The following is a 16,057-nucleotide window of genomic DNA, read 5'->3' on the forward strand; positions in this document are numbered from 1 at the left end:
CTCCGTGCGTGTGACGCTCAGGCGCTGGGCAGGGTCAGGCTCAACGCGATCAGGCTCATCCAGAAGACGGCGACGATCCCGAGCCCTGCCAGCAGGGACAGGGCCAACTCCCCCACACGACGTCGCCGGCCGATGAGGAACGCGAAGACGAAGACGATCACGGGGAAGACCACCCCGAACAGCAGCGTGATCCAGCCGGTTCCGGTCAGGCCGGTCCGCGCCATGTTGATCAGATGCGCGACCGCGTTCCAGACCGCGTAAGCGTAGAGGAGTCCGGTGAAGCCGAGGACGACCCCGACGACCCAGCGCGGGGAACCGGCCGCGATGGGTGCGCTCTGCGCATCGGTCATGATCCGATCACCCCCACGGTGACGAAGGGCCAGGGCACGAGGAGGACGACGCCGGCGAGCAGGAAGGCGACTCTGACCCAGGCCGCTCTCCCCCGCGTCAGCACCCACGTCGCCAGGAACCAGAGGGCGGGGGCGGCGATGGCGAGCACGAACCACGGCAGGAACATCGCATCGTCGACGAGGAACGAGGCGAGCGGCTTGAGCCGCAGCCCGCCGACCACCCAGCCGATCGTGTACAGCAGGTAGACGCCGCCGACGACGCCGAGGATGAGGAGCATCGCCGTGCTCAGCCCGGCGCGCTCCGGCTCCTCCGCCGGCGTGACGGATCCGTCGTCCTCGATCCGGCCGACATCGGCGCTGCCCTTCCCCACGGCGTTCCATCCGCGCGGCAGCGCCGGATCCTCGGGCGTCCGCGCCTCGTCGCCGTCCCAGCGGAGGGCGTCGTCGGAATCGGAAGTCATGTCCCCAGAGTAGGACACGCGGTCCACTATGCTCGGGGGCATCGGGCCGCGGAGGCCTTCGGCAGGGGGAAAGGACCGCTGTGGCTGAGAAGAAGAAGGTCGATCGCACGGAGCAGGTCGCGACGAACGCCGGCACCGGAGAACCCTCCGCTGGCTGGGTGCCCACGGCTGCCGCCAAGCAGAAGGCGACGACATTCCGCTGGATCGCCGGGGTCCTCTGGGCGATCGCGATCGCGGGCGAGGCGGTCGGCATCTTCTGGCTGCTCCGTCAGCGGGTCTTCGTCGGCGAGGACGGCACGCTCGTGCGCGACCCCGACACCGGCCTCCTCCAGGAGCAGGGCGTCACGGCGCAGTTCCCGCAGTGGGCGTTCATCGCCCTCCTCGTCCTGCTCGTCGTCATCGCCGCACTGTCGATCACCGGCTCGGTGCTCTGGAAGAAGGCGAACCGCCTGGACCCTGCGCGCAAGTCCGAGACGGTCAGGTTCTTCGTCCAGAACCAGCTCGGAGCGATCATCGCCATCGTGGCGTTCCTCCCGCTCATCATCCTGATCTTCCTGAACAAGGACATGGACAAGGGGCAGAAGACGACGGCGGGCATCGTCGGCATCGCCCTCGCGGCGCTCACGGTCGTCCTGGGCATCGACTTCAACCCGCCGTCCGTCGAGCAGTACACCGCGGATCAGTCCGCCGTGATCCAGCTCCTCGGCCAGGACGAGGTCGTCTGGGTCGACGGAGGAGCGGTCTACCACGTCTGCGACCAGGTGTCCGCGATCCAGACGGGCAGCGAGATCCGCACCGGAACCACGGCCGAGGCCGTCGAGGCCGGCAAGATCCGCCTCACGCTGCAGTTCGCCTCCGAGCTCCGCGCCTGCGACCTGGCCGTGCCGGAGAACGCCGACGAGATCACCGAGGCCCTCCGCGCGATCCAGGCGGGGCAGGTCGACACGCTGCTGCCCGCTCCGGTCTGGGCCGATCCCGCCGACGCCCCGATCCAGGTCGAGGAGGCGCCGGCCGAGTGACGGCCGGCTGAGCGGCGTCACTCGGCGACGACGGCGTCGACCAGTCGCTCTTCGGCCGAGGAGAGATGCGCGGCGAGGAGTGCGGCGGCACGGTCGCCCTCGCCTGCGGCGACCGCTTCGAGCATCTCGGCGTGCTGGGCGGCGATCACCGCGGCGTCCAGCAGGCGGCGGCCCTGCACCTGCGCCATGCAGAGTCGCGCCTCGTCGAGGACGCTGCGATACATCCGTGCCGTCCGCTCGCTGCCGAGCGCGTCGATGAGAGCGGTGTGGAACCGCAGATCGGGGTCGACGGTCGCGGCATCGGGACCGGGCGGCATCGCCAGGATCTCGGCGTTCGCCTCGACCGCCGACGCGGGCACGGCGCGGGTGATCGCCAGTTCGCGGAGCGCGGCGCTCTCCAATCGGGACCGCGTGCGGTAGACGTCGCGAACGGTCTCCGGATCGATTCCCACGACGCGTGCCGAGCGGTGCGCCGTGCGGACCAGCAGACCGGTGGCGACCAGCTGCTCGATCGCCGCCTTCGCGCTGGGCCTCGCCACGCCGAACGTCTGGGACACCGCAGCCTCGGTGAGCGGCTCGCCGGAGCGGATGTCACCGCTCAGGATGCGCTCGCGGAGTCGGAGGGTGACGGCGTCGACCACGCCGACGATTCCCAGTGCAGCGTCCGTCGTCATCCGAGCAGTCTATCCAGACCTCCGCGAGTCAGTACACTTGTCAGACAATCCCTCGAGCGGAGCAGAGGAGCACCGTGACGACCACACTCGCAGAACCGCTGGACCCCGCCCTGCTCGGGTCGTCGACCGAGGTCCACTCCCGTTCGATCGATCGATTCGCGCGAGCGCACGATGCCTCGCACTACCTCCTGATCCCCGACGCCGTCCTCTCCCCCGCGGATGCCGAGGGCGTCGCCCGGGCATTCGGCGCCGTCCGCGCCGCCGGTCGGTCGATGACGTTCCGCTCCGGCGGCACGAGCCTCTCCGGGCAGGGCGTGAGCGGCGACATCCTCGTCGACACCCGCAGTCACTTCCGCGAGATCGCCGTCGAGGACGGTGGCGCATCGGTGCGCGTGGGACCGGGCGCCACCGTCCGCCAGGTCAACACGCGACTCGCGCGCTATCGCCGCAAGCTCGGCCCCGACCCCGCCAGCGAGATCGCGTGCACCATCGGCGGCGTGGTCGCCAACAACTCCAGCGGCATGGCCTGCGGCATCACCGAGAACTCGTACCAGACGATCGAGTCGATGCGGATCGTCCTCCCGAGCGGCACGATCCTCGACACCGGCGATCCTGAGGCGGGCGCCCTGCTCCGCGCCGCCGAACCCGCTGTCGTCGACGGGCTGCTGGCACTCCGGGAGCGGCTCCTCGCCTCGCCGGAGCACGTCGCGTTCCTCCGGCAGCAGTTCTCCATGAAGAACACGATGGGCTACGGGCTCAACGCCCTCCTCGACTTCGACGACCCGGTGCGGATCCTCGAGCACCTCATCATCGGCTCGGAGGGCACTCTCGCCTTCGTCGCCGAAGCCCGTTTCCGGACGATCGAGATCCGGCCCGCGATCGCCACCGGATTGCTGGTGTTCGAGACGCTCTCGGCCGCCATGACGGCGCTGCCCGCTCTCGCGGACCTCGGCCTCGCCACGATCGAGCTGCTGGACGCCGCATCGCTGCGGGTCGCGCAGAGCCTGAGCGATGTGCCGGCCACGATCGCCGAGATCGATGTGCAGGGGCACGCCGCCCTCCTCGTCGAGGTCCACGCCTCCGACGACGCCGGGCTCGCGGCGGCGAGCATCTCAGCGCAGTCCCATTTCGAGTCGCTGCCGCTGGCCATCGCGCCGCGTCTCACGACGGATGCCGCGGAGCGGGCAGCGCTCTGGCACGTCAGGAAGGGCCTGTACACCGCCGTCGCCGGCGCGCGTCCCTCCGGCACGACCGCGCTCCTCGAGGACATCGTCGTGCCGGTCCCCCGCCTGCTCGCCACCTGCGAGCGGCTCATCGAGCTCTTCGCGGAGCACGGGTACGAAGGTTCCGTCATCTTCGGTCACGCGAAGGACGGGAACGTGCACTTCCTGCTCAACGAGCGCTTCGACGACCCCGCGAGCGTCGCGCGCTACCGGCGCTTCACCGACGATCTGGTCGCCCTGGTGCTGTCGCAGCAGGGATCGCTCAAGGCCGAGCACGGCACCGGACGCATCATGGCCCCGTTCGTGCGGCGCCAATACGGCGACGAGCTGACCGACATGATGTGGGAGATCAAGAGGCTCCTCGATCCCGACCTCATCCTCAACCCCGGCGTGGTCCTCTCCGACGACCCCGACTCCTACCTCGACGATCTCAAGCGGGTGCCGACCGTCGAGAGCGAGGTCGACCGCTGCGTCGAATGCGGCTACTGCGAGCCGACGTGCCCGAGCAAGAGCATCACCCTCACGCCGCGCCAGCGCATCGTGATCCGGCGGGATATGGCCTGGGCCGAGGAGCAGGGCGACACCGCGCTGCTGCAGGATCTGAAGGCCGACTACGACTACGACGGTGTGCAGACCTGCGCGGTCGACGGCATGTGCGGCGTCGCGTGCCCTGTCGACATCAACACGGGCGAACTGGTCCGACGCCTGCGCGCCGAGGAGTCGTCGAAGATCGAGGACACGGTCTGGGACGCCGCCGCCAAGGGCTGGGGGGCCGTGACACGCGTCGGCGGCACCGCTCTGACCTTCGCCGCCGCGATGCCCGCTCCCCTCGTGAAGGGCGTGACCCGGGTGGGTCGCGCGATCCTCGGCGACGACACCGTGCCGCTCTACGACGGCGGGCTCCCCCGCGGCGGCACGAAGGCTCCGGCGGCGCAGAACCCTGCAGATGCCCGCGCGGTGTTCTTCGGCGCGTGCATCGGCACGATGTTCGGCGCGGAGGGCCACGGAGAGGGCTCCCGCGACGCGGTCCGCGCTCTGCTCGACCGCGCGGGAATCGCGGTCGTCATCCCGGAGGACACCGGCGGCATGTGCTGCGGCACACCCTGGAAGTCGAAGGGACACCTCGCGGGCTACGACCGGATGACGGAGCGGGTGCTCTCGTCGCTCTGGGAGGCCAGCCGGCACGGTGAGCTCCCGGTCGTGTGCGACGCGGCATCCTGCACCGAGGGACTGCACACGATGCTCGCGAAGTCCGTCGCCGAGTACCCGGAGTACGCGAAGCTCGTGATCGAGGACGCCACGACCTACATCGCGAGGGAGGTGCTCCCCCGCGTGACGGTGTCGGCGAAGCTCGACAGCGTGGCGGTGCATCCGACCTGCTCGACGACCGCGCTGGGCGCGACGGGAGCGCTCACCGAGATCGCCGCGGCCGTCGCCACCGAGGTGTTCGTCCCCGACGGATGGGGATGCTGCGCCTTCGCCGGCGACCGCGGCATGCTGCACCCCGAGCTCACCGCCAGCGCGACGGCCGTCGAATCGGCGGAGGTCCGTGCGGCGGATGCCGACCGCGGCGGATTCGATGCCTTCGTCTCGGCGAACCGCACATGCGAGATCGGTATGACCCGCGCGACCGGCCAGCCGTACCGCCACGTGGTCGAGGTGCTCGAGGAGCTCACCCGCGGCTGAGACCAGGCCGGACGATGAAAGAACGGGCGCCCCCGCAAAGGGGCGCCCGTTCTTCGTGGATCAGATCAGCGCGCAGCGCTGCCGTCGACGTAGTCCTCGTCCTGCTGCTTCCAGGCGAAGAGCGAGCGCAGCTCCTTGCCGGTGACCTCGATCGGGTGCGTCTCCTCCTTGGCGCGCAGCGCCAGGAACTCCTCGGCCCCGTTGTCCTGGTCGTCGATGAAGCGCTTGGCGAAGGCACCGGACTGGATGTCGGCGAGGACGCCCTGCATGCTCTCCTTGACGCGGGCGTCGATGACGCGGGGGCCGGAGACGTAGTCGCCGAACTCGGCGGTGTCGGAGATCGACCAGCGCTGCTTGGCGATGCCGCCCTCCCACATGAGGTCGACGATGAGCTTCAGCTCGTGCAGCACCTCGAAGTAGGCGATCTGCGGCTGGTAGCCCGCCTCGGTGAGGGTCTCGAAGCCGGCCTGCACGAGGTGGCTGACGCCACCGCAGAGCACGGCCTGCTCGCCGAACAGGTCGGTCTCGGTCTCCTCGGTGAAGGTCGTCTTGATGACGCCGGCACGCGTGCCGCCGATGGCCTTCGCGTACGAGAGGGCGACGTCCCAGGCCTGGCCCGATGCGTCGCGCTCGACGGCGATGATGTCCGGGATGCCACGGCCGGCGACGAACTCGCGGCGGACCGTGTGACCCGGCGCCTTCGGGGCGACGAGGATCACGTCGACGCCCTCGGGAGCGTCGATGTAGCCGAAGCGGATGTTGAAGCCGTGCGCGAACGCGAGGGTCTTGCCCGCGGTCAGGTTCGGCGCGATGGACTCGCTGTAGATGATGCGCTGGTGCTGGTCCGGCGCGAGGATCATGATGAGGTCGGCCCACTCGGTGGCCTCGGCGACGGTCTTGACCGCGAAGCCGGCCTCCTCGGCCTTCGCGGCGGACTTGGAGCCCTCCTTGAGGGCGATGGCGACCTCGACACCCGAGTCGCGCAGGTTCTGCGCGTGGGCGTGGCCCTGCGAGCCGTAGCCGACGATCGCGACCTTCTTGCCCTGGATGAGGGACAGGTCGGCGTCGGCGTCGTAGAAGATCTCGGTGCTCACGGTGTGTTTCTCCTTGTTCATTGCGTTTCGTCTCGCTCCGCTCGCTCAACGAGCGGCGAAACCTTTGGGATATGTGATGTCTGTCAGCCGCGCAGGACGCGCTCGGTGATGCTCTTGCCACCGCGGCCGATCGCGAGAAGGCCCGACTGGGCGATCTCCTTGATGCCGAAGGGCTCGAGCGCCTTGAGCAGGGCCTCGACCTTGCCCTTGTCGCCCGTGACCTCGACCACGAGCGCGTCGGGCGCGTAGTCGACGACCGAGGCGCGGAACAGGTTCACGACCTCGATCACGTTGGAGCGCGAGGCGTTGTCGGTGCGCACCTTGACGAGCATGTGCTCGCGCTGCACCGACGAGGCGGGGTCCAGCTCCACGATCTTGATGACGTTGATCAGCTTGTTGAGCTGCTTGGTCACCTGCTCGAGAGGAAGCTGCTCCTCCACGTCGACGACGACCGTGATCCGGGAGATCCCCGGAACCTCGGTCACGCCGACCGCGAGGGATTCGATGTTGAAGCTGCGACGGGCGAACAGCCCGGCGACACGGGTCAGAAGGCCGGGACGGTCTTCCACCAACAGGCTCAGCACGTGGGTCGACATGGATCAGTCCTCTTCGTCGAAGCTCGGCGCGTGGTCGCGCGCGTACTGGACATAGCTGTTGCTGACTCCCTGCGGGACCATCGGCCACACCATGGAGTCGGCGCTCACGACGAAGTCGATCACGACCGGACGGTCGTTGGTCTCGAGGGCGAGCTTGATGGCGGCATCCACCTCGTCCTCCTTCTCCACGCGGATCGCGAGGCAGCCGTACGCCTCGGCGAGCTTGACGAAATCGGGGATGCGGATGGTGCCGTGACCCGTGTTGAGGTCGGTGTTGGAGTGGCGACCGTCGTAGAACAGCGTCTGCCACTGCCGCACCATGCCCAGCGACGAGTTGTTGATGATCGCGACCTTGATCGGGATATCGTTGATCGCGCAGGTAGCGAGCTCCTGATTGGTCATCTGGAAGCAGCCGTCGCCGTCGATCGCCCAGACCGGGCGGTGCGGTTCGGCGACCTTGGCGCCCATCGCGGCCGGAACCGCGTAGCCCATCGTTCCGGCGCCGCCGGAGTTCAGCCAGGCGTTGGGACGCTCGTACTTGATGAACTGCGCCGCCCACATCTGGTGCTGGCCCACGCCCGACGCGTACACGCCCTCAGGTCCCGTGAGCTCGCCGATCCGCTGGATCACGTGCTGCGGTGCGAGGAGCCCGTCGGTCGGCGCGGTGTAGCCGAGCGGGAACTCGGTGCGCAGTCCGTCGAGGTACGACCACCACTCCTCGGTGTCGGGCTGGGAGCCCGCCGTCGCACCGCGGTAGGCGGCGTCGAGGTCGGTGAGCACATCGCGCACGTCGCCCACGATCGGCACGTCGGCCGTGCGGATCTTGGAGATCTCGGCCGGGTCGATGTCGACGTGGACGACCTTCGCGTGCGGAGCGAACAGCGCGGCCTTGCCGGTCACACGGTCGTCGAAGCGGGCGCCGAGCGAGATGAGCAGGTCGGCCTCCTGCAGCGCGAGCACCGCCGGGACCGTGCCGTGCATGCCGGGCATGCCGAGGTGCTGCGGGTGCGAGTCGGGGAAGGCGCCGCGCGCCATCAGGGTGGTGACCACGGGGGCGCCCGTCGTCTCGGCGAGTGCCAGGAGTTCGGCCGACGCGCGTCCGCGGATCACTCCGCCGCCGACGTACAGCACCGGCTTCTTGGCCTCGGCGAGCAGCGCGGCCGCGGCCTGGATCTGCTTGCCGTGGGCCTTGGTCACCGGGCGGTAGCCGGGGAGGTCGACCTTGGGCGGCCAGACGAACGGCGCCATGGCCTGCTGCGCGTCCTTCGTGATGTCGACGAGCACGGGGCCGGGGCGGCCGGTCGAGGCGATCTCGTAGGCGGCGGCCAGCGCACCGGGGATATCGGCCGCGTCCTTCACGAGGAAGGAGTGCTTCGTCACCGGCATCGTGATGCCGACGATGTCGGCCTCCTGGAACGCGTCGGTCCCCATCAGCGTCGAGAACACCTGACCGGTGATCGCGAGCAGCGGGACGGAGTCCATGTAGGCGTCGGCGATCGCCGTGACGAGGTTCGTGGCTCCGGGGCCCGACGTCGCGATGCAGACGCCGACCTTGCCGGACGCCGAAGCGTATCCCTCGGCCGCGTGGCCGGCACCCTGCTCGTGGCGCACGAGGATGTGGCGGAGCTCGGACGCGTCCATCAGCGGGTCGTAGACGGGGAGGATGGCACCTCCGGGGATGCCGAAGACGTCTTTGATCCCGAGCATCTCGAGCGAGCGGACGACAGCTTCGGCGCCGGAGATCTCCGGCGCTGAAGTCTGGCGGGCGGGCGGCCTCGGCACGGCCGAGACGGAGTCAGCAGTCATGACATTCCTTCTGGTGATCTGAAGAGGAATCCGCTCCTTCGACGGGCTCAGGAACCCATCGAACGAATCGGATCAACCGGTGGTCGCTCCCTCGGCGGCGGACCGCACGAGGCGCGAGTACTTGGCGAGAACGCCTCGGGTGTAGCGCGGGGGAAGCGGCTCCCAGCCAGAGCGGCGGGAGGCGAGCTCAGCGTCGTCGACGAGTAGGTCGAGAGAGCGAGCTGCGATATCGACCCGTATCAGATCACCATCGCGCACGAAGGCGATCGGACCTGCGTCCACCGCTTCGGGTGCTATGTGGCCGATGCACAGGCCGGTTGTGCCGCCTGAGAATCGTCCGTCTGTCAAGAGTAGTACATCTTTTCCGAGGCCAGCGCCCTTGATGGCCGCGGTGATGGCCAGCATCTCCCGCATGCCGGGACCGCCCTTGGGTCCTTCGTAGCGGATGACGATGACGGTTCCCGGTTCGATCTCGCCCTCGGCGACGGCATCCATCGCCGCGCGCTCGCGCTCGAACACCCGCGCCGGTCCCTCGAAGACCGCGGCATCGAACCCGGCCGTCTTGACGACCGCACCCTCGGGAGCGAGTGAGCCGTGCAGGATCGTCAGACCGCCGGTGGCGTGGATCGGGTTGTCGAACGTGTGGATCACGGTGCCGTCGATCGGCTGCGGATCGAGCTCGGCGAGGTTCTCGGCGAGCGTCTTGCCCGTCACGGTGAGCGCGTCGCCGTGCAGCAGGCCCTCGTCGAGCATGGCCTTCATGATCACCGGGATGCCGCCGTGGCGGTCGACGTCGTTCATGACGTACTTGCCGAACGGCTTCATGTCGGCGACGTGCGGCACCTTGTCGCCGATGCGGTTGAAGTCGTGCAGGTTCAGGTCGACATCCGCCTCGCGGGCGATCGCGAGCAGGTGCAGCACGACGTTGGTCGAGCCGCCGAGCGCCATCGCCAGTGCGATCGCGTTCTCGAACGCTTCCTTGGTGAGGATGTCGCGGGTGGTGATGCCCTGACGGAGCAGGTTGACCACGGCCTCGCCGGAGCGGTGCGCGTAGTAGTCCCGGCGCCGGTCGGCCGCGGGCGGTGCGGCGGAACCGGGGAGGCTGAGGCCGAGAGCCTCGGCGACGGACGCCATGGTGTTCGCGGTGTACATGCCGCCGCAGGCGCCTTCACCCGGGGCGATGGCGCACTCGATGCGCTTCAGATCCTCTTCGCTCATGAGACCGGCTCGGCACGCGCCGACCGCCTCGAACGAGTCGATGATGGTGACGTCCTTCTCGGTGCCGTCCGACAGCTTCACCCATCCGGGGGCGATGGAGCCCGCGTACAGGAACACGCTCGAGAGATCGAGGCGGGCGCTGGCCATGAGCATGCCCGGGATCGACTTGTCGCAGCCGGCGAGCAGCACGGAACCGTCGAGGCGCTCGGCCATCATCACGGTCTCGACCGAGTCGGCGATGACCTCGCGCGAGACGAGCGAGAAGTGCATCCCCTCGTGGCCCATCGAGATGCCGTCCGAGACCGAGATCGTGCCGAACTGCAGCGGGTACCCGCCGCCCGAGTGCACGCCCTCCTTCGCGCCCTGGGCGAGCCGGTCGAGGCTCAGGTTGCAGGGCGTGATCTCGTTCCAGCTGGAGGCGATGCCGATCTGCGGCTTCTCCCAGTCGGCGTCGCCCATGCCGACGGCACGGAGCATGCCACGGGAGGTCGTCGCCTCGATGCCGTCGGTGACGACGCGGCTGCGGGGCTTGATGTCGATGGACGCGCGGGGATCAGGATCGAGCGAGGACATGACGGAAGTCTATTCCCGCCGCGCGGAGCGCTCGTCCGCGAGGGCCTCCAGAAGCCGGGCCATCTCTTGTGGGTTCTCCACACGCAGGATCGCGGCGCTCTCCCCCGGTCCCACGCGCACGCCGAGATCGCCGTCCTGCAGCACGCCGATGGCATCCTCGTCGGTCACGTCGTCGCCCGCGAACAGGATGCCGGTGGCGTCGAAGCGCTCGCGCAGGGCGGCGACCGCGGCATCCTTCCCCTCGGTGCGCGACGAGAACTCCAGCACACGGTGTCCCGCGCGACGGCGCCAGTGCGGGAACCGCTCAGCGACGAGAGCGTCGATCTCCGCGAAGACGCGCTCCTCCGTCTCGCGGTCCGCGCGTCGGGTGTGCACGCCCATCCCGAACGTCTTGGGCTCGAACTCGGCCCCCTCGTAGCGCTCGATGATGGGCTTGGCCGCCGCCCACAGCTCCTCGCGCGCGCCGTCCTCCGTCGCCTCACCCGTCGACGCGGCTTCGCCCTCGCCCGGGAACCAGTACTGGGCGCCGTGCGACCCGGCCAGCGCGATGACGGAGTCGTCGTCGTGCTCGGTGATCACCCGGAGGTCGTGCATGCTGCGTCCGGAGACATAGGCGACCACGGTGTCGGGCAGGGCGGCGAGCCTGGCCACCTGCGTCGCGACCTCGGGGAGTGCCCGTGCCGCCATGGGATCGGGCACGAGGGGCGACGCGGTGCCGTCGAAGTCGAGGGCGACCACCAGACGGGGCGTCGCGGCGAGGGCCGACAGGTCGGCGTCGGGGGCTCCGGGGGTCCAGGCGCGGGTCACGTGCTCTCCGTTCGAGGTCAGGGTGTCAGCGTGCATCGCGCGCTGCGGTGAGGGCCGACAGGAAGGAGTCGGACCAGGCGTTCACATCGTGGTCGAGCACGCGGCGGCGCATCGACCGCATCCGCCGGGACTGCTCGCGCGGAGGCATCTCGACGGCGCGCATGATCGCCTCCTTGAGGCCCTCGATGTCATGCGGGTTCACCAGGATCGCGCTGCCCAGTTCGTCGGCGGCCCCGGCGAACTCGCTCAGCACGAGCGCGCCTCGGTTGTCGGTGCGGGTGGCGACGTACTCCTTCGCCACGAGGTTCATGCCGTCGCGCAGCGCGGTCACGAGCATCACATCGGCGGCGAGGTACAGGGCGACCATCTCCTCGCGCGGGAATCCCTGGTGCAGGTACCGGATGGCGGTGTGCCCCATGGTGTCGGTGTCGCCGTTGATGCGGCTGACGGCGAGCTCGATCTCGTCGCGCAGGTTGGCGTAGGCGTCGACGCGCTCACGGCTCGGGCTCGCCACCTGCACGAGGGTGACGTCCTCGACCGAGAGCTGACCGGATGCCAGCAGCTCGCCGTACGCCTTGACGCGGTGGCCGATGCCCTTCGTGTAGTCGAGGCGATCGACACCGAGCAGGATCCGCTTCGGATTGCCCAGGCTCTCCCTGATCTCGGCGGCACGGGCCTGGATGTCGGGGCGCGCGGCGAGTTCCAGGTACGGCACGGTGTCGATCGAGATCGGGAAGGCCTTCACCAGAGCGCGATGCGACTCTCCCCTGTCGTCGACCTCGCCGTTGCCCGACGGCACCGTGACCGTCGACGACTTGATCTCGTACTTCAGCCGTCGCCGGATCGCGTTGAGGAAGTTGGTGGCGTCGGTCGCGCGCTGGAACCCGATCACGTCGGCACCGAGGAGGCCGCGCAGCACCTGTCCCCGCCACGGGAGCTGGGCGTACAGCCCGTGCGTCGGGAACGGGATGTGGTGGAAGTAGCCGATCGTCACGTCCGGGCGCAGGGCGCGGACCATCTGCGGAACGAGCTGCAGCTGGTAGTCGTGCACCCACACCGTGCCGTCCTGCGCCACGGCGGCGGCAGCGGCGTCGGCGAAGCGGCGGTTCACGGCGACGTAGGCGTCCCACCACTCGCGGTGGTACTGGGGCGGCGCGATGACGTCGTGGTAGAGCGGCCAGATCGTGTCGTTGGAGAAGCCCTCGTAGTACTCGGCGATCTCCTGCTCGCTCAGCGCGATCGGGATCAGCCGGAGGCCGCCGGACGTGAACGGCTTGAGCTCGAGATCAGCCTGCCCGGGCCAGCCGACCCAGGCGCCGTTGACGCCCTGCATCACGGGCTCGAGAGCGGCGACCAGGCCGCCGGGAGACGTGCGCCACACCTCTTCGCCATCGGGACCGGGGACACGGTCGACGGGAAGCCTGTTGGCGACCACGACGAAATCTGCGGCGGCCATGCGGACTCCTCACGACAGGGGAACGGATGTCCCCAGGCTACCGAGGTTGCGAGGCTGCTTCCGCCACGGCGTCAGGCGGCGACGCGCACGGCACGCGGCGTCGTGCGACTGAGGAACCAGTTGGCGAGTCCGGCGACGAACACGAGGGCCGCCGCGATCATCGGGATCAGCAGGGCCGGGGCCGTGCCGACCCCCTCGGCGATCTCCCCGGTCGTCGCGGCACCCAGGGACTGCCCCACGACGACCCCGGAGCCGAGCATCGTCATGACGGTCGCCGAGCGGCCGAGCGGACTGCGGGCGGCGCCGAAGCTGTACTGGGTGACGAGTGTCGGTCCGATGCCGATCCCCATGATGGCGAGCGCGACCATCATCGTGCCCGGCGAATCCACGAACACGAGCAGCACGGTGCCGGCGAGCAGGATGCCGGAGAACACCAGCCACCGCGCGCGCAGGGTGAACGCGGGCGGCAGCCAGGCGACGCCGAGCGCGAGGATCGCGGAGCCGACGCCCATCACGCCGTACAGGAGTCCGGCCTGCTCCGGCGCGCCGCGGTCGGCCATGAAGGACGTGAGCGCGGTCAGCATCGCGCCGAAGAAGACCCCCACTCCGAGGATGCCGAGCACGACGATGAGGAGCTGCGGACGGAAGAGCTCCGAGACGGCGGACGGCGCCTTGCCGTCGGCGTCGCGCTCCTGCGAGACGTGGCGGCCGCTCGGATGCAGGGCGAACGCGCCGACGAACAGCACGGTGAGGGCCGCGGCTCCGGCCAGGGGCGCCCAGGGCGCGAGCGCCGAGGCGAGGACGCCGACAAGGAAGGGCCCGAAGACGAAGACGGTCTCGTCCGCCGCGGACTCGTAGGCCATCGTGCCGGAGAGGGTGCGCGCCTGCCGGGCATCCGGCATCCGCTCGCGGATGATCGTGACCAGACGTGAGCGGGACAGCGGCGCGACCTGCGGTGCCGTCGCGCCGATGCCCGCCGCCGCCAACAGCACGAAGCCGTCCGCCGCGCTGCCGTAGACGACCAGGGTGAAGACCACGAGCATCGCGCCGTTCGCCAGCGCGAGTGCGAGGAGCACGCCGCGCTGCCCCCAGCGGTCGGCCGCCGCTCCGAGCAGCGGGCCGAAGCACGCCGTCCCGAGCCCCACGGCGGCGGAGGTGAGCCCGCCGAGCGAGAGCGACCCCCGCGCCGAGACGACGACGGTGAGCACCCCGACGACCATCATCGCGAACGGCAGTCGCGCGATGAAGGCGATCAGGAAGTACGGGAGCCCTGCCAGGCGGAAGAGGCTGGGCTCGTCGGAACGGAGCGTCGTGGTGTGCGGTGATGCGTGTGTCATGGCTCTCGCGCGTCGATGACGCGATGTCGGGTGCCGCCGCTGTCCGCGGGAATGCCCGCGGCCGGTAGTTACACGGTCTGTGCGGCCGCGGACGAGCCGCGACACCCCCCATGGTATCGGGTCGCACTGGACAGCGGCAGGGAGGGCACGGACTCCGCCGCACGCGGGGCACCGCTAGTCTGGTCGACACTCCGTCGCACTCCCCTTCCAGGAGGAACCGTTGTCCGCTGCCCCGCAGACCTCCATGCCCACCCGTGCGCTCCCGGACCGCTCGCAGCGCGCGGGTTCCGCGAAGACCTCACCGGTGCGCGACCTGCTCGCGCTCACCGAGCGTCCCGAGGTCATCTCCTTCGCGGGCGGACTGCCGGCCCCCGAGCTCTTCGACCTCGACGGGATCCGCGCGTCCTTCGACGCCGTGCTGTCGTCCCCCGCAGTCCTCCAGTACTCGACCTCGGAAGGCAGCACCGCTCTCCGCGAGGAGGTCGCCCGGCGCTACACCGAGGACGGCCTGGAGACCGTGGCATCCGATCTGATCGTCACCACCGGGTCGCAGCAGGGGCTCGGGCTGCTCGCGACCTCGCTGATCGACCCGGGAGACACGATCCTCGTCGAGGAGCCGTGCTACCTCGCGGCGCTGCAGACCTTCGCTCTCGCCGGGGCGCGTGTCGTCGGCGTCCCCTACGCCGGCGACCGCCTCGACCTCGACGCCCTGGAGCGTCTCGCCGCCGACACGGCGCCGAAGTTCTTCTACACCGTGCCGACGTTCCAGAACCCCACCGGTCGCACTCACGATCGGGAGGCGCGGGTGCGGATCGCCGAGATCGCGCAGCGGCACGGCATCCGGATCATCGAGGACGAGCCGTACCGTCAACTCCGCTACTCCGGTGATGCGCTGCCGTCTCTGGCGGCGTTCGCACCCGACCACGTCCTGAGCCTCGGCAGCTTCTCGAAGGTGATCGCCCCGGGGCTCAGGATCGGATGGATCCGCACGACCCCGGATGTGCGCCCGACGGTCACGATCGCGAAGCAGGCGGCAGATCTGCACACGTCGACGATCGATCAGGCCGCCGCAGCGCACTACCTCCTCTCCGGACGGGGAGAGCCGGCGCTCGACCGCATCCGCTCCGCCTACGCGGAGCGACGGAACGCCATGCTCGATGCGCTTCCCGACGTCCTTCCCTCCGGAAGCGAGTGGAACAGGCCGGACGGCGGCATGTTCGTGTGGGTGCGCCTGCCGGAGGGGATGGATGCCGCGGCCTCGCTCGGCGCCGCCCTCGCGCAGGACGTCGCCTACGTCCCCGGGGCGTCGTTCTTCTCCGGGACTCCCGATGTGCGCACCCTCCGCCTCTCCTTCACCACCTACCCTCCTGCCAGCATCAGGGAGGGGTTGTCAAGGCTCGGGACGGCCTGGGCGGCAGGCGGGTAGCGTAGGAGCATGCGCTACCTCTTCAGCACAGGACTCGTCGCCGCGATCTCCGCGGGGATCTCGCTGCTGCGCGGCACCCGCCAGGAACCCATCACCTGGCGTGCCGCCCTGTCGTGGGTGAGCTGGGGCATCACCATGGCGCTCGCCGTCGGAGCGGTCGTCGACATGAATCGCGAACGTCGCGGCGTGCTCGTCGACGCGGACTCCCCGCAGTCGGTCAAGAAGTCGAAGAAGGCGCAGCGCCTGCAGTTCCGCTCGCAGAAGGCACTCGCCGACGCGCAGGACCACGCCAAGGACCGTCGCAACTGAGACGACCCTTGGCGCACTCCGC

14 protein-coding genes are annotated in these 16,057 nt (G+C 69.8%); 4 read left to right on the forward strand and 10 right to left on the reverse strand.

Annotated features, from left to right (window positions below; genetic code table 11):
- Positions 1-17: 17 nt before the first annotated feature.
- Together MRBLWH11_RS15975 and MRBLWH11_RS15980 are read right to left on the reverse strand one after the other, a co-directional pair.
- Positions 18-350 carry a hypothetical protein gene (locus tag MRBLWH11_RS15975; protein ID WP_341945526.1) on the reverse strand — a complete coding sequence of 111 codons (333 nt, stop codon included), beginning with the start codon at positions 348-350 and terminating at the stop codon, positions 18-20.
- On the reverse strand, positions 347-811 hold the full coding sequence (locus MRBLWH11_RS15980) for a hypothetical protein (protein ID WP_116635131.1): 465 nt from the start codon (positions 809-811) through the stop codon (positions 347-349). Before MRBLWH11_RS15980 ends, MRBLWH11_RS15975 begins: the two co-directional genes overlap by 4 nt.
- A gap of 80 nt (positions 812-891) precedes the next feature.
- Between MRBLWH11_RS15980 and MRBLWH11_RS15985 the strand changes: the two genes are divergently transcribed.
- Positions 892-1,830 (forward strand): hypothetical protein, encoded by a 939-nt coding sequence (locus MRBLWH11_RS15985; protein WP_341945527.1) that lies wholly within the window; start codon positions 892-894, stop codon positions 1,828-1,830.
- A gap of 17 nt (positions 1,831-1,847) precedes the next feature.
- On the opposite strand, the gene MRBLWH11_RS15990 is transcribed toward MRBLWH11_RS15985, so the two are convergent.
- Entirely contained in the window at positions 1,848-2,504 is a 657-nt protein-coding gene (locus MRBLWH11_RS15990) for a GntR family transcriptional regulator (protein WP_341945528.1), read from the reverse strand.
- A 74-nt stretch (positions 2,505-2,578) separates the two neighbouring features.
- Here MRBLWH11_RS15990 and MRBLWH11_RS15995 point away from each other — a divergent pair, with 74 nt between their 5' ends.
- Positions 2,579-5,413 carry an FAD-binding and (Fe-S)-binding domain-containing protein gene (locus MRBLWH11_RS15995; protein ID WP_341945529.1) on the forward strand — a complete coding sequence of 945 codons (2,835 nt, stop codon included), beginning with the start codon at positions 2,579-2,581 and terminating at the stop codon, positions 5,411-5,413.
- A gap of 65 nt (positions 5,414-5,478) precedes the next feature.
- On the opposite strand, the gene ilvC is transcribed toward MRBLWH11_RS15995, so the two are convergent.
- From ilvC to MRBLWH11_RS16030, 7 genes are all read right to left on the reverse strand, one after another.
- Positions 5,479-6,507, reverse strand: coding sequence for a ketol-acid reductoisomerase (gene ilvC, locus MRBLWH11_RS16000; protein ID WP_243408881.1), 1,029 nt, complete (start codon positions 6,505-6,507; stop codon positions 5,479-5,481).
- An 83-nt stretch (positions 6,508-6,590) separates the two neighbouring features.
- Entirely contained in the window at positions 6,591-7,103 is a 513-nt protein-coding gene (ilvN, locus tag MRBLWH11_RS16005) for an acetolactate synthase small subunit (protein WP_116635136.1), read from the reverse strand.
- Between the two features lie 3 nt (positions 7,104-7,106).
- Positions 7,107-8,909: an acetolactate synthase large subunit gene (locus MRBLWH11_RS16010; RefSeq protein ID WP_341945530.1), complete on the reverse strand. Its 1,803-nt coding sequence runs from the start codon at positions 8,907-8,909 to the stop codon at positions 7,107-7,109.
- A 72-nt stretch (positions 8,910-8,981) separates the two neighbouring features.
- Positions 8,982-10,700, reverse strand: coding sequence for a dihydroxy-acid dehydratase (gene ilvD, locus MRBLWH11_RS16015; RefSeq protein WP_341945531.1), 1,719 nt, complete (start codon positions 10,698-10,700; stop codon positions 8,982-8,984).
- 9 nt (positions 10,701-10,709) lie between these two features.
- Complete coding sequence (gene otsB / locus MRBLWH11_RS16020; protein ID WP_341945532.1) at positions 10,710-11,543, reverse strand: trehalose-phosphatase; 834 nt, start codon at positions 11,541-11,543, stop codon at positions 10,710-10,712.
- A complete protein-coding gene (locus tag MRBLWH11_RS16025) occupies positions 11,533-12,963 on the reverse strand; it encodes a trehalose-6-phosphate synthase (protein ID WP_116635139.1) in 1,431 nt (476 codons plus the stop codon). The genes otsB and MRBLWH11_RS16025 overlap by 11 nt, the downstream gene beginning before the upstream one ends.
- A gap of 71 nt (positions 12,964-13,034) precedes the next feature.
- The gene (locus MRBLWH11_RS16030) at positions 13,035-14,300 is read right to left on the reverse strand and encodes an MFS transporter (RefSeq protein ID WP_341945533.1); all 1,266 of its coding nucleotides are present in this window, start codon (positions 14,298-14,300) and stop codon (positions 13,035-13,037) included.
- A gap of 220 nt (positions 14,301-14,520) precedes the next feature.
- Here MRBLWH11_RS16030 and MRBLWH11_RS16035 point away from each other — a divergent pair, with 220 nt between their 5' ends.
- Both MRBLWH11_RS16035 and MRBLWH11_RS16040 read left to right on the forward strand, forming a co-directional pair.
- Positions 14,521-15,726 (forward strand): PLP-dependent aminotransferase family protein, encoded by a 1,206-nt coding sequence (locus MRBLWH11_RS16035; protein WP_341945534.1) that lies wholly within the window; start codon positions 14,521-14,523, stop codon positions 15,724-15,726.
- A gap of 9 nt (positions 15,727-15,735) precedes the next feature.
- The gene (locus tag MRBLWH11_RS16040) at positions 15,736-16,035 is read left to right on the forward strand and encodes a hypothetical protein (RefSeq protein WP_341945535.1); all 300 of its coding nucleotides are present in this window, start codon (positions 15,736-15,738) and stop codon (positions 16,033-16,035) included.
- The last annotated feature ends 22 nt before the right edge of the window (positions 16,036-16,057 follow it).

It is taken from the genome of Microbacterium sp. LWH11-1.2, assembly GCF_038397745.1.
Classification (GTDB): Bacteria; Actinomycetota; Actinomycetes; order Actinomycetales; family Microbacteriaceae; genus Microbacterium.